The organism is Actinoallomurus purpureus (assembly GCF_024055795.1).
GTDB lineage: Bacteria > Actinomycetota > Actinomycetes > Streptosporangiales > Streptosporangiaceae > Actinoallomurus > Actinoallomurus purpureus.
This window is the reverse complement of the sequence record NZ_JAMXMY010000027.1, coordinates 29,194-47,605: the sequence shown is the minus strand read 5'-3', so window position 1 is coordinate 47,605 and position 18,412 is coordinate 29,194. Positions and strand designations below refer to the sequence as shown.

At 70.4% G+C, this 18,412-nt stretch carries 16 protein-coding genes; 7 read left to right on the top strand and 9 right to left on the bottom strand.

All coding sequences use genetic code 11. The features are described 5' to 3' along the window. Window positions 1-191: 191 nt before the first annotated feature. From NE236_RS36775 to NE236_RS36765, 3 genes are read right to left on the bottom strand one after another with little or no spacing between them, the layout of a single operon-like run. Complete coding sequence (locus NE236_RS36775) at window positions 192-950, bottom strand: ABC transporter permease subunit (RefSeq protein ID WP_252846887.1); 759 nt, start codon at window positions 948-950, stop codon at window positions 192-194. Continuing rightward, entirely contained in the window at window positions 947-2,476 is a 1,530-nt protein-coding gene (locus NE236_RS36770) for an ABC transporter permease subunit (protein ID WP_252846886.1), read from the bottom strand. The genes NE236_RS36775 and NE236_RS36770 overlap by 4 nt, the downstream gene beginning before the upstream one ends. Next, window positions 2,473-3,408, bottom strand: coding sequence for an ATP-binding cassette domain-containing protein (locus tag NE236_RS36765; RefSeq protein WP_252846885.1), 936 nt, complete (start codon window positions 3,406-3,408; stop codon window positions 2,473-2,475). Before NE236_RS36765 ends, NE236_RS36770 begins: the two co-directional genes overlap by 4 nt. Window positions 3,409-3,589: 181 nt before the next feature. On the opposite strand from NE236_RS36765, the gene NE236_RS36760 reads away from it, so the two are divergent. Both NE236_RS36760 and NE236_RS44090 read left to right on the top strand, forming a co-directional pair. Beyond that, window positions 3,590-4,252: a response regulator transcription factor gene (locus NE236_RS36760; protein ID WP_252846884.1), complete on the top strand. Its 663-nt coding sequence runs from the start codon at window positions 3,590-3,592 to the stop codon at window positions 4,250-4,252. Continuing rightward, window positions 4,249-5,400, top strand: a complete 1,152-nt coding sequence (locus NE236_RS44090) for a sensor histidine kinase (protein ID WP_289851349.1) — start codon at window positions 4,249-4,251, stop codon at window positions 5,398-5,400. Before NE236_RS36760 ends, NE236_RS44090 begins: the two co-directional genes overlap by 4 nt. A gap of 611 nt (window positions 5,401-6,011) precedes the next feature. Here the strand turns inward: NE236_RS44090 and NE236_RS36740 are convergent. Then, window positions 6,012-7,007 carry an SgcJ/EcaC family oxidoreductase gene (locus tag NE236_RS36740; RefSeq protein ID WP_252846883.1) on the bottom strand — a complete coding sequence of 332 codons (996 nt, stop codon included), beginning with the start codon at window positions 7,005-7,007 and terminating at the stop codon, window positions 6,012-6,014. A 107-nt stretch (window positions 7,008-7,114) separates the two neighbouring features. On the opposite strand from NE236_RS36740, the gene NE236_RS36735 reads away from it, so the two are divergent. Beyond that, window positions 7,115-7,582, top strand: coding sequence for a MarR family winged helix-turn-helix transcriptional regulator (locus NE236_RS36735; protein ID WP_252846882.1), 468 nt, complete (start codon window positions 7,115-7,117; stop codon window positions 7,580-7,582). A gap of 40 nt (window positions 7,583-7,622) precedes the next feature. Here the strand turns inward: NE236_RS36735 and NE236_RS36730 are convergent, their stop codons facing one another. The 4 genes from NE236_RS36730 to NE236_RS44810 all read right to left on the bottom strand — a co-directional run bounded on the left by NE236_RS36730 (window position 7,623) and on the right by NE236_RS44810 (window position 11,844). Further along, window positions 7,623-8,957: an HD-GYP domain-containing protein gene (locus NE236_RS36730; protein ID WP_252846881.1), complete on the bottom strand. Its 1,335-nt coding sequence runs from the start codon at window positions 8,955-8,957 to the stop codon at window positions 7,623-7,625. A 164-nt stretch (window positions 8,958-9,121) separates the two neighbouring features. Continuing rightward, on the bottom strand, window positions 9,122-10,198 hold the full coding sequence (locus NE236_RS36725) for a GH25 family lysozyme (RefSeq protein ID WP_252846880.1): 1,077 nt from the start codon (window positions 10,196-10,198) through the stop codon (window positions 9,122-9,124). Then, the gene (locus NE236_RS36720; RefSeq protein WP_252846879.1) at window positions 10,192-10,737 is read right to left on the bottom strand and encodes a hypothetical protein; all 546 of its coding nucleotides are present in this window, start codon (window positions 10,735-10,737) and stop codon (window positions 10,192-10,194) included. Before NE236_RS36720 ends, NE236_RS36725 begins: the two co-directional genes overlap by 7 nt. 441 nt (window positions 10,738-11,178) lie before the next feature. Next, complete coding sequence (locus tag NE236_RS44810) at window positions 11,179-11,844, bottom strand: response regulator (protein WP_252846878.1); 666 nt, start codon at window positions 11,842-11,844, stop codon at window positions 11,179-11,181. 177 nt (window positions 11,845-12,021) lie between these two features. Between NE236_RS44810 and NE236_RS36710 the strand changes: the two genes are divergently transcribed. The 3 genes from NE236_RS36710 (at window position 12,022) to NE236_RS36700 (ending at window position 15,356) form a co-directional block, all read left to right on the top strand. Next, window positions 12,022-12,810, top strand: coding sequence for a CHAP domain-containing protein (locus NE236_RS36710; protein WP_252846877.1), 789 nt, complete (start codon window positions 12,022-12,024; stop codon window positions 12,808-12,810). A 209-nt stretch (window positions 12,811-13,019) separates the two neighbouring features. Continuing rightward, window positions 13,020-14,219, top strand: a complete 1,200-nt coding sequence (locus tag NE236_RS36705) for a sensor histidine kinase (protein WP_252846876.1) — start codon at window positions 13,020-13,022, stop codon at window positions 14,217-14,219. A gap of 333 nt (window positions 14,220-14,552) precedes the next feature. Beyond that, the gene (locus NE236_RS36700; protein WP_252846875.1) at window positions 14,553-15,356 is read left to right on the top strand and encodes a resuscitation-promoting factor; all 804 of its coding nucleotides are present in this window, start codon (window positions 14,553-14,555) and stop codon (window positions 15,354-15,356) included. A 284-nt stretch (window positions 15,357-15,640) separates the two neighbouring features. Here the strand turns inward: NE236_RS36700 and NE236_RS36695 are convergent, their stop codons facing one another. Then, window positions 15,641-16,012 (bottom strand): STAS domain-containing protein, encoded by a 372-nt coding sequence (locus tag NE236_RS36695; RefSeq protein ID WP_289851348.1) that lies wholly within the window; start codon window positions 16,010-16,012, stop codon window positions 15,641-15,643. Window positions 16,013-16,200: 188 nt separating this feature from the next. Between NE236_RS36695 and NE236_RS36690 the strand changes: the two genes are divergently transcribed. Next, window positions 16,201-18,270: a WD40 repeat domain-containing protein gene (locus NE236_RS36690; protein ID WP_252846873.1), complete on the top strand. Its 2,070-nt coding sequence runs from the start codon at window positions 16,201-16,203 to the stop codon at window positions 18,268-18,270. The last annotated feature ends 142 nt before the right edge of the window (window positions 18,271-18,412 follow it).

The window sequence follows — 18,412 nt, the reverse complement described above, 5'->3', positions numbered from 1 at the left end:
CCTGGCGACCTACGATCCCGACGAGATCGGCCGCCGCTCCGCAGACCTCCTGCTCCGCAGAATGAACGCCGGCGTCGACTTCGACGAACTTCCCCCGATGAGGATCACCGTCCCCGTCTCCGTCACCTGAGGCCGATGGGCGCCGAGGCGGCCACGACATTTGAGAACGAGAGGCTCGTCCACAAGCCTCTCTAGGTGTCGCGTACGCGTAGCAGTAGGCCGCCGGCCAGGAGCGCTGCGGTGGCCCATCCGGCGGTGACGCCAAGACCGGCCCAGGGGCTGAGGGGCAGGCTGTGGAGATCGGTGGTGGCCTGGATGGCGAGCCCGGCGCTCATCGGCGCGATCTGTTGGAGCAGGCGCTGCCAGTCCGGATCGCTGATGGTCCCGGAGATGATGGGGAAGATGTAGAGCAGGCCGAGGACGATCCCGATGCTGGTGGCGGAGTCCCGCACGGCGGTCGCGATACCGAGGCTCAGAAGGCCGATCAGAATCAGGTAGAGGACCGTCCCGAAGACCGCGCGCAGCGTCGGCCCGTCGGCCAGGGACAGGGCCTGGTCGCCGAGGTCGGGCAGGATGAGCCGCCCGGCGAGCACCGCCCCGAGGACGGCGACCGTTCCGCCGACGGCCACGACTCCGGTGAGAGTGATGGCCTTGGCCGCGAAGGCGGTGGCGCGCCGCGGCATCGCCGTCAGGGTGGTGCGGATCATGCCCGAGCTGTACTCCCCGCTGATGACCAGCACTGCCAGGATGGCGACCGGCGCCTGGCCGAGGTAGACGCCCATGAGGCTGAGCTTCGTCGTGTCGCCGCCGCAGCCACGGGCCGTGCAGTTCACGACCGAGGTCGCCACGGCGCTCAGGGCCACCGTCGCCGCGACGGTACCGAGCAGCAGCCATAGAGGGCTGGCGACGGTCCGCATCTTCGTCCATTCCGCGTGCAATGCCAGTCTCATGCGTCCCTCCGGTTGAGAAGGACGGCGGCCACGGCCAGGCTTGCCACCGCGTAGCCGGCCAGGACGGCGAACCCGGCCCATGGCGCCAGCGGGTAGTAGCCGTAGTACGGCGTGTAATTGCTTGCGACCTGGTCATATGGCACAAGCGTCTGCTGGACGGCGAAAGCTGCGCCTGGTGTCACCGTGGCCACTCCCTTCGACACACTCGCGGGCATGAACGGGATGGCGATCAGGATGTAGGGCAGCACGATGGCCACGATGGCGGTGGTGACCGCGCCCGCACTGTGCCGGAAGATGGCGCCGACGGAGAGGGCCAGGACCGAGGCGGTCGCGAGCAGCGCCGCGGTCCCGAGCTCCACCCGCAGTTCGGTCGAGGACGTCACCGGGAAGATGTAGACGCCGTTGCCCCGTGCGAGCCCCAGACCGAGCGGAGTCGCGAGAATCGCCCCCACCGACCCGGCGACGAAGGTGACGGCCCACAACACGATCGCCTTGGCCACCAGCACCCGGCTCCGCCTCGGACTCGCGGCCAGGGTGAGGTGGATCATCTTGTTCCGGTACTCCGCGGTGATGAACAGCGCCCCCACGACGATCACTGCGATCAGCGCGGCGAACGTGCCGGTGAGGATGTTCCGGAGGTGGCCGCCGGTCGGCAGGCTGTCGCTGACAGCGGGCGCTATGTCGCCGGCACCGGTCACCGTGAACCGGGCGTCGGATCCCGTGAACGAACCCGGGGCGTTCTCCGGGTAGCCGGCGAAGGTGGGGGATTTGGCTCCCACCTGACTGCCTGTCCAGTTGCCACCGGCCCAGCCCCCCTGGGTTCGAAGATCCCCGAAGGTGGCCGTGGACACACTGCCGGCCGTGCCCCCGCCGCCCACGGCAGGCGGAGAGGCGACGAACAGCCCGACCTGCGCGGTCGATCCGAGCCCGCTCACCTGCGTGGTGCCTACCTTGGTCCATTTCGTGCCGTCGGTGGAGGCGTAGCCGGTGATCGTGTCGCCCGAGCGGTCCAGCCGCAGCCGGCGGGGGGACTCGGCGGAGGCCGGACCGGTGGGGCCGGCCGTGTCGTTGACGTAGTTGTCCTGCATCCGCACGCCGTGGCTGCCGGTGGCCATGATCGCCGCGTAGGGTGATCCCTGGCGGGTGCCGTCCTTGATGATGAGCCCGGCCTTCGCCCACGGCACGGTGCCGGGCCGCAGGTCCCCGGGGGCCTTAGGGATGCTGCTCTTGAGCGCGGAGACGGAGACGGTGATGCTGCCGTCTCCGGCGAGCGGCTGGTGCACGAAGTAGAAGCTGTCGGTGACCGGCTCACCACCCGGTCCGATCGGAACGGGTGGTGAGCCCTTCTGGTTGCTGCTGACCCCGACGAGCAGGGCGAACAGCACCACCATCAGTGCCGCCGCCATCATGCCGACCGTCCAGCCCCGGACCGTCCGGAACTTGGTCCATTCCGCGTGCAGCACCTGGAGGAAGCCGTCTCGCCCGACCCGTTCGCTGGGCCGGTACGGCGTAACGGTAGGGGTCACCGCGACACCTCCGACTGCGTCGCGGCGCGGAACTCGACCGCGTCGCGGGTGAGCTCCAGGTAGACGTCCTCAAGGGTGGCGCGGTGCGCCGATACCTCCGAGAACGGGACCGCGCTCTGGTTGAGCAGCGTCACGATGCGATCCGCCGGCAGGCCGGAGACGGTGATGGTGTCGCGGCCGGTGGCCGCCACGGCAGCGCCTGCGTGCCCGAGTACCCTCATCGCGTGCGTCCCGGCCGTGGTCCGCAGGGCCACCCGGTTCCCGGAGGCGGCCGCGATCAGGTCGGCCACGCCGGCGTCGGCGATGGCCTTGCCGCGCCCGACCACGACGAGGTGGTCGGCGGTGTCCTGCACCTCGCTCATCAGGTGGCTGGACACCAGGACGGCGCGGCCCTGGGCGGCCAGCGACCGCAGGAAGCCACGCATCCAGATGATGCCGTCGGGGTCCATGCCGTTGAACGGCTCATCGAGCATGATGATCGGCGGGTCCCCGAGCAGGGCCGCGGCGATCCCGAGCCGCTGCCGCATGCCGAGCGAGTAGCCTCCGGCCTTGCGCCGGGCCGCCGAGGTCAGGCCGACCTGCTCGATCACCTGGTTCACCCGCCGCGCGGCCAGGCCCTGTGAATGCGCCAGCCAGAGCAGGTGGTCACGAGCGCTCCGGCTGGGGTGCAGCGCCGCCGCGTCCAGCAGTGAACCGACGTGGTTCAGCGGATGCCGAAGGCTGTGGTACGGCTTGCCCTCGATGAGCGCGGTGCCCGCATCGACCGCGTCAAGGCCGAGGATCACCCGCATCGTGGTGGATTTCCCGGCCCCGTTCGGCCCCAGGAAGCCGGTCACCAGCCCCGGACGGACGGTGAAGGACATGCCGTCGAGGGCTCGGGTCGCCCCGTATCGCTTGCGCAGCCCGGCGACGACGATCTCTGCGGCGCTCATCGGGGTGAGCTTCCGGTTCGGTGTTGTCTCATGCTGGTTTTTGTACATGCCGCCTGGTTCCCGCCCGGTCTCAGCCGCTGCGACCTGGCTGCGACCTGCGACCTGGCATCGTTGAACACATGACACCTCGAACCGGCGGCCCGCCCCGCCGTCCTTCCCCTACGACCGGCGGTGATCTGCGGTGAGGGTCCTGGTGGTCGAGGACTTCGAGGTGCTCGCCCGCTCGATCGGCACCGGGCTGCGCCGCGAGGGCATGGCCGTCGACGTTGTCCTGGACGGGACCGACGCCCTCGACCGCCTGGCCACCACCCGCTACGAGGTGGTGATCCTCGACCGCGACCTGCCCGGCGTCCACGGGGACGAGATCTGCCGGCGACTCGCACGCGACCGCTCCGACACCCGCGTGCTCATGCTGACCGCCGCCGACACGATCGAAGACCGCGTCGACGGGCTCAGCCTCGGCGCCGACGACTACCTGCCCAAGCCGTTCGCCTTCGCCGAACTGGTCGCCCGCGTCCGGGCCCTGGCCCGCCGGGCCACCCCGCCGCTACCTCCCACCCTCTCCTGCGGAGACATCACCCTGGACCCGGCCCGCCGGGTGGCGTTCCGCGCCGGCCGACGCCTCGAGCTCAGCCCGAAGGAGTTCGCGCTCCTTGAATGCCTGCTCGCCTCACCAGGCCTGGTCCTGCCCGCCGAGGAACTACTCGAACGAGTCTGGGACGAAGCAGCCGACCCCTTCACCTCGGCGGTCAAACACACCATGCACCGGCTGCGCGCCAAACTCGGCGACCCACCAGTGATCGAGACCATCCGCGAAGGCGGCTACCGAATCGGGCCACCATGACCAACCCCCGACCGCTCCCCAGACGGTCCCTGCGGGCCCGGCTCGCGCTCTTCTACGCCGCAGGCATCTACGCCGCCGGGATCGTGGTCCTCGCCGTCGCCACCGTCCCCCTGGTCGGCATCCGATCAACCCATCCCGCTCACAGCTCAGCGCCAGGCGCGCTCACCGGCACCGGGCACGGGATCGGCCCGCACCAGCTCCTCGTCGGCTCCGCCGTCGCGCTCGCCATCCTCATCCCCATCGCCCTCGCCGGCGGCTGGTTCGTCGCCGGCCGCTTCCTCGGGCCCCTGCGGGCCATTACCGCCACCGCCACCGCCATCTCCGCCGGAAACCTCCACCAGCGCCTCAACCTCGGCGAACCCGCCGACGAGCTGACCGAACTGGGCTACATCCTCGACGACCTCTTCGCCCGTCTCCAAGCCTCCTTCGACGCCCACCGACACTTCGTCGCCAACGCCTCCCACGAGCTACGCACCCCCCTCGCCGGCCTGCGCACCCTCCTCGAAGTCGCCCTCGCCGACCCCGACGCCGGCGTCGACACCCTGCGCTCGGCCTGCCAGGAGGCCCTCGCCCTCGGCGGACACCAAGAACGGCTCGTCCAAGCACTGCTCGCCCTGGCCACCAGCGAGCGCGGAGTCACCCGCTGGGACATCCTCGACCTCGGCCAAGTCGTCCAAGGAGTGCTCGCCTCCCGCTGCGACCGAGCAACAGAAAAGGGCATCGCCCTCGCCGAGCACCTAACGCCCGCAGCGACGGCCGGGGACCCGAGACTGATCGAAAGCCTCATCGCCAACCTCATCGACAACGCCATCCGCCACAACCACCGAGGCGGGCACGTCGAGATCACCACTCAGACCTCTGGCGCGCAGGCGACCCTGACGATCGTCAACAGCGGGCCGGTCATCCCCGACAACCAGATTCAGCGCCTCTTCCAACCCTTCCAGAGACTGGCGCCCGACCGTAACAGCCGCCGCGACGGCTACGGCCTCGGCCTCGCCATCGTCCACGCCGTCGCCCAAGCTCACCACGCCACCCTCACCACCAGCGCACGCCCCGAAGGCGGCCTGGCCATGACCGTACGGTTCGCACCCCCATCTCACCCAAACCCCCCACATCAGCGGGACAACTACGCAGAACTCGCGATCTAAACGCAAATCAGGGTTTCACCAAACCCCATGCATGCGCGTTGGACCAGAGCTTGCCGCTCCGGGTCGTCACTCTGAACCGCTCCGAAGATGTTGGCTCAGAAACCTGGGCCTGAATGTTGGGGATGCAGGCTGGGGTTGGTGCAGACCTCGATCGGCCGGTTGCCGCCGAGGGACCCGAGGCGCCACTCGGTCGCCCAATTCTGGGCATCAGAACTTTGACTGATCACGGTGGCGCCCGCACCCTTCCCCTCTGGCCGGCCGCTTCTACTGACGGGTATCTTGGACTGACGTGGGGCGGCGATGAATCGGGTGGGGCATCGTAGTTACACGGATACTGTTCATGACAGCGTCCGGATCATCCCTTCTGCCATTGAGGCGATCACCGAGTTGACTTCTAAGAGACCGCGTACATCAAAGAACGGCCCTGTCGAGAGCCGGAACCACCTGGAGGACCTGAGTCCGTCGCTACGGGACTACGTCTTGGACCGCTGCCGGCGCGAGGGGATCCCCGTCACGTCGGTTCGCGTCGTCTCCTCGACCGAGGTCATCTTTCCCTGATCGCTGAATCGGCCGGCGGAGGCCACCGAATCGCGTTCATCGCCGGCAGCGGCCTACTCGCGTCGGCCCTGCGGGTCTTCCTCATCTCGACCAATGCAAGGAAGCACCCCGACCCCGCCGAAGCCGTGTGACGGCCCGGCCGTTCCCGGCCGCCGCGACATCGGTGCCCGCAACGCGGAAAGCCCGCCGTGTGCGTCCGCGAGTGCGGAACGCGCACGGCGGGCCGGCGGGAGATGACCGCAGTTTCCGTGACCGCGACGCGAAGGTCGTACGAGGGATTCGGCGTGTCCTTCGTTGAGCTGCGTGCCGACGTTGATCTTGGTGAGCCCGGCGGCGACCGCTCGCCGTAGATCGCCATCGAGGACGCCGCTGGAGCCGTGCAGCACGAGCGGGACCGGCACCGCGGCGCGCAGTTCGCCGACCAGTTCGATGTCGAGGCTCGCGCTCTTGCTGGTCATGGCGTGCGAGCTGCCGACCGCGACCGCGAGGGCGTCGACTCCGGTGTCGGCGACGTAGGCCGCCGCCTCGCCGGCGTCGGTGCGCGCGGTCGGGGAGTGCACGCCGTCCTTGCCGCCGATCTCTCCGAGCTCGGCCTCGATCCACAGGTCGTTGTTGTGCGCCCAGGTCGCCGCCGACCGGGTAGAGGTGAGGTTGTCGGCGTAGTCCAGGTGCGATGCGTCGCAGTGGTCGTCGGCCTGGCGGATGAGCGTGTAGGTGGCGAGTTTGCCGAGCTTCTTCGGCTTGCCCTTGGAGACGTCGCCGCGGGTGACGACGACGGCGGTGTCGGTGCCGTAGAGGCGGATGCCGACGATCTCGAGGAGGAGCCGGCTGTCCTTGAGGAAGCTGTCGAACAGGGCCTGGTGGGCACGGCCGATCTCGGATCCGCCGTGGTAGATCGTGCCGACGTAGGTGACGTCGGTGGCGTCGTCGGTGAAGCAGGCGCCGTAGGCGGTGCCGTCACCGCGGTTCCAGGCCTCCTGGCTCTGCTGGAGCAGGGTGCGGATGGCGGCGAGGTCGGCCTGGGCCGGGGCGATGGTGCTGGTGTCCACGCGTCGATCCCTTCGATGATATCTTCAAGCGAGCAGTTACTGCCTAGAGGATTTATCTGCGTTGGAGAAGAGATTAGATAGTGGATGATCGAGTGTCAACACCGTCGATGCCATCGGACGCGAGCCACGTCTACCGCCGGTACCTCAGCGCCGTGATGCTGCACGGTCACGCGGGTGCCAAGGCCTGTGGCCTGGGCGCGACCGATCTGTACGCGCTGAACATCCTGGAGCTGTCGGGCGCGATGACGCCGGGGGAGCTGGCCGCGCGTACGGGGCTGACGACGGGGCCCACCACTCGACTCATCGACCGGCTCGAGCAGGCCGGGTACGTGCGCCGGTCCCCGGCGCCCGGCGACCGTCGCAAGGTGATCGTCGAACCGGTCGGCAAGCCCGCGGAACTCGACCAGGTCATGGCCCCGGCCCGCCAGAAGATCGGCCAGATCCTCGCGGGTTATTCGCCCGAGCAGCTCGAGGCGCTCTTCGACTACTTCTCCCGCGCCGCCGACGCCTATCGGGAGGCCGCCGAGGCGCTGCGGGCGGCCGACGACGCGGCGGACCGCTCAGCCGACGCGTGAACGTCCACGGCGGCCGATCCCGCCGGTGCGGTCTGCCCGCCTAGGCGCTGGGCAGGCCGATCGGCATGGACGGGTCGTCGTGGTCCTGCTGGGTGGTCTCCACATCGTCGCCTTCGGGCGGAGGGACCGGCTCAGCCTTGATCCAGCCGTCGCGGCGCAGGATCGCGATGAAGGCGTCGACCAGCACCGGATCGAACTGCGTGCCGGCGAAACGCCGAAGCTCCTCGACGGCGGTCTCGATCGGCAGGCCGGGACGGTAGGAACGGGTCGAGGTCATCGCGTCGAAGGTGTCGGCCACCGCGATGATGCGCGCGAACTCGGGGATCTCCTCTCCGGACAGGCCCATGGGGTAGCCGGTGCCGTCGAGCCGCTCGTGGTGGTGCATGATGCCGCCCAGCGCCTCGTCGAGGAAGTCGATGCCCCGCACGATCTCCTCGCCGCGCATGGGATGCAGCTGGACGGCGGCGTACTCCTCCTCGGTCAGATCGTCGGCCTTCTGCAGGACCTTGGTCGGCACGCCGAGCTTGCCGACGTCGTGCAGCATGCCGGCGTAGCGGATCCGCCTGATCCGGTCGGGTCGCATGCCGATCTGCCGGGCGATCATCACCGACCCGTGCGCGACGCGTTCGCTGTGGCCGCGGGTGTAGTAGTCCTTGGTCTCGACCGCCTGACACAGCGCGGCGACGGTCGCCGCGTGGGCCCGCTGCTGGGCGTCGATCTGGGTGAACGCCCAGCGGGCGGTGAACAGCGGCATCAGAACGAGCACGGCGGACAGGGGGCCGGCCGTCGGCCACATGCCCGCGATGAGCAGCCCGATCATTCCGAACGCGAGACACCCGGGGGCGACCAGGCGCCCGGTCGCCAGGACCTCGCGCCAGGTCGCCTGCCGGCTGGCGAGAAGGACGGCGGCCATCAGCGCGAGGTTCACGGTGACGAACGTGACGAGCGCGCCGACGAACGGTCCCAGGACATGCCGGGTCCAGTCGGCCTCGCCCCAGCGGTAGGGGTGGCCCCCGAGCGCCTGGAAGACCGCACCCGCCGCGTAACCGCTCAAGGCGTACTGGGCGGCGTTGAAGAGGCGTTTGACGAGGCCGATGTCGCGCCGGCCCGTGAGGATCGCCGTGACGCCGATCAACGTGGCGCCGACCGGGCCGGCCAGCACCACGGCGGCCAGGCCCGCCGCGAAGCTCATCGACACGCGGGCACGTTTGATGGTGAGGGTCGCCGCCGACGACTCGGTGACCACGAACAGGGCGGCGAGGACGGCGAGTCGCGGCCAGCACAGGCCCGTCAACGAGGACGTGGCGATGACGCCGATCGCCAGTGCGATGACGCCGCCGGCATAGGCCCGTGCGGCAAGAGGCAGTCCGCGCATCACCGACCTCCTTGGGGGAGAACGGTAGTCACTCTGTCACAGATAGTGATCGTTGGCGAGTGCCGGAGCGGGACTCTCACGTCGACGGGAAGAGCGGTCGTCCCGTACGCCTCGGCGACGCCCGGCCGGATCGGCCGGGCGTCGCCTTCCCTCTCGGTCGTACGTCAGCCGCCCGCGCAGTGGGGGATGCCGGGGGAGTGGCCGTCGGTGTCGACGACCGGGGTGTTCAGGTACCAGTCGTAGACCCAGGTGCCGTCGGTGAGCCGGTCCCACGTGGTGAAGGGTCGGCCGTTCCGGACCCGGCCGTCGACCTGGTCGCCGTGGACTGTCTGGCAGTCGACGGAGAGCGTCGCGCCCTCCGGGGCGTACCGGACCACATGGCCGACGTGGGGCTGGCTCTGCACCGCGAGCCCTTGGGCGTCGACGCCGGTCACCTGGTACGGCAGGCCGTCCGCGCGGCCGGGAGCGAACTTGCGCAACTGGTCCATCGAGCCGCCGAAGACGTCGATGTCGACGGTTCCGGACACCCCCGGTACGGAGCCGACGCCGGTCTGCCAGAGCGTGTAGTACGGCCAGCCGCCCGGCATGGCCGGCCTGCTCACTCCCCAGTGCGCCACCCAGAGCGGGTTGGTCTGGGAGAACGCCTGGGTGTCGCCCACGCAGTCCGCCCAGAAGGAGGGAGAGACGTAGATCATCGCGTCGGCCCCGGTGCGGCGCTTGACCTCGGCGGTGAAGTCGCGGACGTACGTCTGCCAGGTCCCCGCGCCGACCCCGTCACAGGCGGGCTGGTTGGTGTTGCGCTCCACGTCCAGGGCCGGTGGCAGCGTCCGCCCGTCCGGCGTGTAGTGGATCTGATCCAGGAACCAGTCGGCGTGGGTGGTCCCCGTCTCGAACACCGGCTCGGCGAAGAAGTACGCCCCGGCCAGCAGCCCGGCGGCCTTCGCACCGTTCGTCTGGGCGGTGAAGGAGGGGTTCTTGGCCGTGCCGTCCGCCGCGCTGACGTAGGCGAATCGCCGCCCCGACGCGTACACCGTCGACCAGTCGACGTTCGGCTGGCCACTGGAGACGTCGAGGCCCGGAACGGTCGCGCCGTCCGCCGCCGGCCTGGCGAGGGGCGCTCGCAGCGGAGCGGGCGTCGGCCCGGTCGCCGCGGACGCCCCGCCGGCCCCCGACCCCAGCACGGCGGTCACCGCGGTGACGCCCACGATGATCCTGCACGCCGCCGCGCGCCCGCTCAGCACCAGACGCTCCAGCCGTAGCGGGACCCGTCGCCCCAGCCGATGGCGCCCGCGTTGGTGCCGTTGTTGTCCTGGAACTGGATGTCGAAGACCTCCGCGGCGTCGAAGACGTGGGTCCAGCCCTCATGGGCGTTCTCGTCGAGGCGGACGGTGTGCTTGATGCTCCAGGGCCGAGTCCAGTACCCGAACACCACGGGAGCGGTCGCGTGGCCCGCCGGAACGTAGAACCAGTACTGGCAGCTCTTCTGGCTCCTTATCGAGATGTCGTACGAGTAGTCGACGCGAACGCAGGCCACCGTGTCGTTGGAGTACGTCCAATGCATCGGCACGCCGTACGCGTCGTTCGCCGGGAAATACTGGGTGCCCGGGCACTGGTCACCCGTCGCGGCGACGTGGGGCGCGATGCAGTAATGGTTCGCGCTCTCCACGCACTCGTCATGGTCGACGGCCGCGGCCGACGCGGACGACATACCGGGGATCAGGACCGCCACGGCACATGCCGCAGCGGCCAACGCGGTCGGGAGGAGTCGTTTGGATGGCATTCATTTCGCCTTTCACGCGGTGCGTGGATCTGTGGACGCGCCGATTGTCACCAGAGCCGACGGTGCTGGTCATGCCAGGCGAATGCACGTCCCCGCGGTCGGCAGAACAATGACGGCGACGTGTGGTGTGAACGCACCACGCGATGGCTCTGCCGTACTCCAGGGGATCGCTTCGGGAACGAACGGCCGCCCGAATGCGCGGACGGCCCGCCGGGAGTCGGCTCAGGCGCGAGCCGGTGTTCACCGGGAGGCTTTAGGGCCGGGGCCGGGGCCGGGGCCGGGGCCTGTGCCTGTGCCTGCCGGGAGTCGGCTCAGGCGCGAGGTCCGTGCTCGCCGGGAGGCCAAGGCGTGGGACCTGTGTCGCCGGGAGGCCAAGGCGTGGGGGCTGTGCTCGCTGCTGACCGGCTCAGGGCACGAGGCCTGTGCTCACCGCGCATCGGCTCAGGCGCGAGGTCCGTGCCCGCCGTGCCCGCCGTGACGTCTGAGTGCCGCGCGGGTCAGCTCCGCCTTATTGCCGAGCTGCAGCTTGCGGCGGATCCGCTCGACGTAGGTGTCGACCGTCGCCTTGGTCACGCCCATCCGCCGGGCGGTCTGCGCGTGGGTGAACCCGCGGGCGATCCAGCCGAGCGCCTCCTCCTCGCGGGGCGATAGCTCCGGCTCGGAGGCGCGGCCGGCCAGGACCGCACCGACCATGTCGGCCAGCTGCGAGGAGAGGAAGAAACCGCCGCTCGCGACGGTGGTGATGGCCGCCGCGAACTGATCGTCGGCGCTGTCCTTGGTGAGGTATCCCGAAGCGCCGGCGCGGATGGCGGCCACGACGTCATGCCGGTGCCGCGACGCCGACATCACCAGGACCGGTACGCGGGGTGCCAGCTCCTGGACCACGTCGAGCGAGGGCACGTCGGTGGCGAGATAGAGGTCGAGGAGGACCACGTCGAGCCCGTCGAGGTCACGGCCGGTCTCCGGGGCCTCGAGGAGCGCGGCCGGGGTGTCGGCCATGGCCACGACGTGGATCTCGGGGAACTCGGCGAGCACGAGTTCGATCCCGCGCAGCGTCACCGGATGGTCGTCGATGGCCCCGACCCGGATGCCGTGCGTCGCCGCCACGCCCTACCGCCCTTCGTTCCCCACCACCCTGGTGGGCCCCGGCGGCCTCGTCAACCGGCGGCCGTGAGGTGTTTTCGCACGACGGCACGGCGCTCCAGAACGCCTGACATGACGTGATCCACCGCCTGTCCAAGACTCGTCTCGACTCCACCCGTCCCCGAGTTCTGGAGGAGAGTCATGGTGCGAAACCTGGCGAAACTGGCCGTGGCCGCGCTGTTGTCGGCGCCGGTGCTGGGCGTCGTCGGCGCGGCGACGCCGGCGAGCGCCTGCGCGGCGGCCGATCCGTACAGCGGCGCCTGTGTGACCCCCGTCAACTACAAGATCAGCGGAACCGACGGCACCCTCGCCGTCCAGGCGGCGCCGAGGGTCGGCAACGTCAAGGGAACGCTCAAGGAGGGCGCCACCGTCGGCGTGATCTGCCAGGTCAACGATGGCGGCACCGATACGTACGACAACCTCCTCAGCCGGACGTGGGACTACACGACGGCGGGCGGCTGGGTCTACGACCACTTCGTCACCACGCCGGCCCAGGACGCGAACGGCTGGTCGCCGGGGGTCCGCCACTGCGACCAGAGTCCGAGCTCGCCGCTGAACCCGAACGCCTACCCGTGGCCGGCGCAGGACGCGTGGGTCGCCGACGGGCACGGCTACTACGAGGGTGAATGCACGTCCTTCGCCGCCTGGGCGGTCCGCTCGGACGGGCTGCACCACACCAAGTCCCCCGACTGGCTCGGCAACGCCGACATGTGGCACGGCGCCTCGGTCGACGCGAGCCCGCACGTCGGCGACGTCGCCCAATGGGACGACGACCACAATCAGGCGGGCGACAAAGGCCATGTGGCGTATGTCGCGGCCGTTTACAACAATGGCACCATCAAGGTCGAGGAATACAACTGGGGCAACTTCCATCGGCTGAACATCCGGACCATCTCCGCGTCCGCTCCGAGTCGTTATCTTAGCTTCTGATGCGGTCATCGCCGCGATTGCGGCAGGAGATGGTGATCTTCGCTTGACATGTGACGGCGTGGGTCCTGGGCCGCCTTTCGATCGGGCGCATTCCGGCCGAATGTGCGGCCGGTGACGGACCCGGCCGACGGGGCTTTCACCGGGCTTTTCCGTGATAACTTCTGGGCGCTGATCCCCGCCGGGGACGGCTGTGACCCGGACGGTGATCAATGGATGCCCGCCCGTCGGCCGGCGCCGTCGCTCAGAACGAGGCGACGCTCGCCCGCGCGGCGGTTCTCTTCCGGTGTGGCGGACTCGCCGAGGTCGCGCTCGTCGTGGGATTCGACGGCGCGCATTACGGTGACCGGCTCGGCGCGGCCGTCGCCCTGCTGGCCGCCGTCTTCGTCGAGGGGATCGTGCTGTGCGCGGCGTGCCTGCGGACCGGGCGGATCCGGCCCGCCTGGGCCGTGGCCGACGTGTGGTTCACGGTCGCGGTGCTCCTGGTCGGCGGGATGATCACCGGCCGGCCGCACGAGCGGCTGTACTTCGCCTACCCGTACTCCATCATCAGCTCCGTGGCGTTCGGCGTGGCCCTGCGCCGCCTGCGCACGGTCATCGGGGCGACGGCCCTGCTGGCCGTCACGGACGCGTTCGCCTCCGCGTACTGGCATGGGGACCCGGCGATGCAGGTGACGTTGAACGCTCTCACCTATGCCCCGAACACCCTGGTGGCCTTCGTCGTCTCCCGGCGGATGCGTGCGACGGCCCGAGAGCTCGACGAGAGCCGGATCCGGGAGGCCGAACTCGCCCGGGACCGCGAGCGCGCCCGCCATGCCCGGATCCTCCATGACCGGGTCCTGCAGACGATGGAGGCGCTCGCCCGCGGTCCCTGGATCGCCGACCGGGAGTTCCGGATGCGGGTCGCGGAGGAGACCGCGTGGCTCCGGGCCCTCGTCGAAGGCGGTGCCGACGCCGACGAGGACCTGATCGGCCGGTTGCGGGCCGTCGTCGCGCGCAAGGCCCGTGACGCCCTGCGCGTCGAGTTCAACGGGACCATGCTCACGGAGTCGCCCGCCGAGTGGCGTTCCCTCGACGGCGCGGTGTGCGCGGCGCTGGCCGGGGCCGCCGAGGAGGCGCTGACCAATGTGGCCAAGCACGCCGGCGTGTCGAGCGCCGTGCTCCGGGTCGGCGCCGAGCCGGGCGTCCTCACGCTCAGCGTGGTCGACCAGGGTCGGGGCTTCGACCCGTCGGTCGAGCATCGGGGGATCGGCCTGGCCGAGTCGATCCGCGGCCGGATCGCGGAGATCGGCGGCACGGTACTGATCGACTCGAGTCCGGGAGCCGGCACCTACATCGAGGTCACGGTGCCCCTCCCCGCCGTCACCCATGGCACGGGCGAGGTTGAGACGGGGGTCCGAGATGGGCGCTGAGCAGGCTGTACGACGGCCGGCCGCGCCGCCGTTCAGCGAGCCGATTCCCGCGTGCACGAGGGCGCCGGCGTAGGCGAACTCCAGTGCGCGCACGATGCGGGCCTCGGCGTCCGGCAGCGGGCCGCCCAGCACCGCGATCACCCGCTCGCGCGGCCGTTCCGGTGTGGGCTCCCGCGGTGGCAGCGCGCTCAGTCGCCGCCAGAACACCTCGGTGATCAGTGAGGGGCGTGCAAGGCCGGTCGGTAATGGTGCGAAATTCGTCACTTGGTGCGGATGTGTCCCGATGCTCCGCTAAGGTCTGGCCCGTACCGGGGCTGCCGATGCGGAGGAAATGTGCGCCGTTCCCTGTTGGTCACTGGTCTGACGATGCTCGCGATCACCGCCTCGGCCTGTGGCGGTTCCAAGGCGGACGACAGGAAGAAGAACGCGGCGGCGGTCGCACCGCGCGACGTGGCGGTGAGCCCCACGGCGACGCCGCACAAGGTCGTCGTCCTCGTCGATCGCAAGAAGCTCGCCGAGACCATGACGATCGCGGGCACGGTTCGCGAGGTGCTGGCCCAGGTGCACATCCCGCTGGGCAAGTACGACCTGGTGACCCCCGCCGCCGACCAGGCCCCCGCCGCGACGATCAAGGTGGTGCGGCTGCTGTCCGCGCCCAAGACCACCAAGGTGACGATCCCGCCGCCGACGGTCGAGAAGAAGGACAGCAAGCTGCCCGCCTTCAGCCGCAAGGTGACCCGCGAGGGCCGCTCCGGCCTCAAGATGGTCACGACCGCGTACGTCCGGCGGCACGGCAAGAAGGTCAAGGCCGTCATCGACCAGAAGGTCAAGCGGAAGCCGGTGTCGCGGATCGTCTCACTCGGACCGCAGTCCGGCGGCGGTGGCGCGGCCGCCCGCCTCAACTGGGCGGCGCTGGCCAAGTGCGAGTCGGGCGGCAACCCGGCGGCGGTCAACCCGGCGGGCTACTACGGGCTGTACCAGTTCAACCGGCAGTCCTGGGCGACGGTCGGCGGGTCGGGGCTGCCCAGCCAGGCGCCGGCGGCCGAGCAGACCTACCGCGCCCAGCTCCTGTACAACCGGGTGAACGGCCGCTGGCAGGGCCAGTGGCCGAACTGCGGCCACTTCCTGTTCAGCTGAGAGAAGCGCTTACGGGCGGGGTGCGGGGGAGCACCCCGCCCGTTTGCAGGGGGAAGGGGAACAGGGGCCGCTGAGCGGACACGCGCGTGGCGGACCTCGATGTCCGCCGAGAGCGGGAACCATCGGTCCTCTCTCACGGCCTCTGAGACCGTATGGCGGGTATCTGAGCACGTCAACGGCCCGCTGCCGACAATGTCGAACAGCGGGCCGTGACGTCCGCGTCGCTCAGGCGTCTCGCCGTTGTTACGCCCCTCCGCGTAAACCGTCGATGCCTGTGATATGGGTCACATGAGGTGGTCGAGGCCGACGATCCGGACCAGGCGCCGCAGCCTCTGCGCCGGATCCGAGAGCGTCAGCCGGCCGCCGGACCGCTGGGCCTCATTGGCGCATCGCACCAGGGCCCCGAGCCCGCGGGCATCGCAGAAGGTGACGCCGGACCCGTCGATGACGACGTCCGGCCCGTGGCGGAGGATCACCTCGGCCACCAGGCGCTCGAAGGCTTCCGCGCCGGCGAGGTCCAGCTCGCCGTGCACGGCTACCACGGGAGCCGCCCCGGAGCGTATGTGCACGGCCACGTCGAGTGTCGGAGCGAGTATCTCCCAGTCTTCCCGTATGGTCGTTACCCCGGATGGATGTGTCAGCAGCTTTCCCGCCATTGATGCTTCCCCCTGCATCAGAAGCGGCGGAGCCTGGCACGACCCGTCTACGAGCACGGGCGCCGGATCGCCGTTCAACGGCTCGGTCTCCGCCTGGTAAGTGAATGGTCGCCGGACGGCAACGGGTAGCGCTAGGGCCGAAAGTCCCATGAACGGTGATCGGCGAAGCGTGCCCTACGCTGACCGCCGTGTCGGAGAAGATCGATTACGGACGGTTCGCCGAGCGGCTGCGGCGGGTGATGCCGCGATGGGGCGACCGCGACCGCATGGCGCCCGAAGAGTTCGCCGAGCATCTGGCGGACACCGGCCCGCGTTGGGACCTGCTGCGCGTGTTCCAGGAGGAGTGGGGGTACGAGCCGCCCGGCGGCGAACCCGCCTGGCCGCGCTGGTCGGAGTCCGAACACGAGGCGTACGTCCGCCGCCTCAGGGCCGAGTGGACCGGCGAGGAGGAGGACGCGTTCGCCCGTTGCGACCTGACGCTGCCGGTCCCGGCGGCGCTGGACGAGTGGTGGGATCTGCCGTTCAACTCCTTCACCTACCGGCCGCGCCTGTACTGGACCAACCCGGAGTGGCCGCCGACGGTGCGCCCGGACCCCAGCGGCTACGGCGTCTCCGACGGACTGCCGCCGGACAGCCCTTTCGTCGCGCCGGACGACGACCACCGGGTCTGCGTGTTCAAGGCGGAGTACCAGTACTGCAATGAGTGGGGTTATCTCGCCGCCGAGGCCGGACTTCCCGACCCGAGGGTGCTGGTCAGCTCCGAGGACGGCTGGGTGGTACAGGCCGGGTCGATCTCGGAGTTCTTCCTGCAACTGGCCGTGATGCGGTTGCCCGCGCACTTCGGCTGGACCGTGCGGCTGTACGAGGCCGAGCCCGGCGTGGTCGACCGGGTCCGGCGCGACTTCCCGGAGCTGGGCCTGCTGCCCTGGCGCGAACTCGGCAGCAGGGCCGTCGTCCACGGCGCGCCCGACGCACTGATCTACCTCGATGACGGGGGCTACGCCGACTTCTCCTTCCTGGTGCACGCGCGGACGCGTACGGCCCTCGAAGAGGTCGCCCGTACGCTCGGCGTCGACTGGAGCGACGAGATCGAGTCCCCTCCGGCCGACGAGCCGGAGTCGCCGGACGAGGCCGAGCCGGCGGGCCCCGAGCCGCTGTCCCTGCGCGCCGGCCAGGCCGACGCCGGCGCTCGGTGGACCGTGGAGGACGTCTCCGACCGGCCGCTGTCGTCGCTGGAGCCCGAGCCCCCGGCGCGGCTGACCGGCGCCGGCCGGCCGGCCGGTCTCACCGTCTGGGTCACCGACCCGGACGCGGACGTCGCCGCGGGTGACCAGGCCGGCGGCCTGCACCTGTGGCCGGCCGCCCGGCCGGACGGCTCCCCGGAGCCGGAGGGTACGGCGGCTCCGCTCAGCCGTACGGCGCACGACGCGCCGGTGACCGCGATCGCCTGCCGTCGGTTCGACGGCCTGGGCGCCACCGTGGTCAGCGGGGACTCGACCGGGGTGGTGAACCTGTGGCTGCCCGACGACGGTGACTGGGGACCGGCCGGGATCGGCCGCCACGGCGGGACGGTGATCGCGCTCAGCGCCGAGTGCCTGGAGACCGGTCCGGCGATCGCCGCCGCCTGGAGCACCGGTACGGTCCGGCTGTGGGACGTCGGCTCGGGTCTCGACGCGACGCTGACCCTGGGGTCCGGCATCGAGACGATCGCCTTGAACCCGGAGGGGACCCTGACCGTCGGCGGTGCCACGGGGACCGCCACCGTACGTCTCGACACCGAACGCCTGTGGCCGAGGCGGGCGCTCACCGAGCTCGTGCACCGGTTCGAATGGGAGCGGCTCGATGGCGCGCGGGGCCCGGCCCCCGAGATCCCGGACCAGATCCTCGCGGCCGCGTCCGCCGACGCCGAGACGGCCGCGGCCGCGCTGGCCGGCCTGCGCGCGGTGCTGTACGACGGCGGAACGGTCTTCCCGGTGACCGTGGCGGCCGCCCCGTACCTCGCGCTCCTCGCCGCCGATCCGGACAACCGTGTCCGAGGCCCCCTGCTGTCTCTGCTGTTGGAGATCGCACGGGCCGTTCCGGGACCGGTCGGCGAGGGGGAGGACGCCGTGCCGTGGGCCGAGCACGCCCGCTCGACGGTCGAGGAGTGTCTCCCCGTCGTGTCCGACCTGCTGGACGACGCCGACCCGGGCGTCCGCGAGGCGGCGGAACGGTTGCTGTCGGAGTTCCCCGGCCAGGAACCCGATTCGTTTCGATAGAGAGGAAATACCGAAAAGTGTCGATCGTGTGAACCGAGCGATCATGTCTGGCGTCCTCTTTGCGAAGGGACGATTACGGCAGCGCGGGCGCACCGCTCCGGACCCGCCCGGCGACCTCACGGGAAACGGTTCCATGACGTCG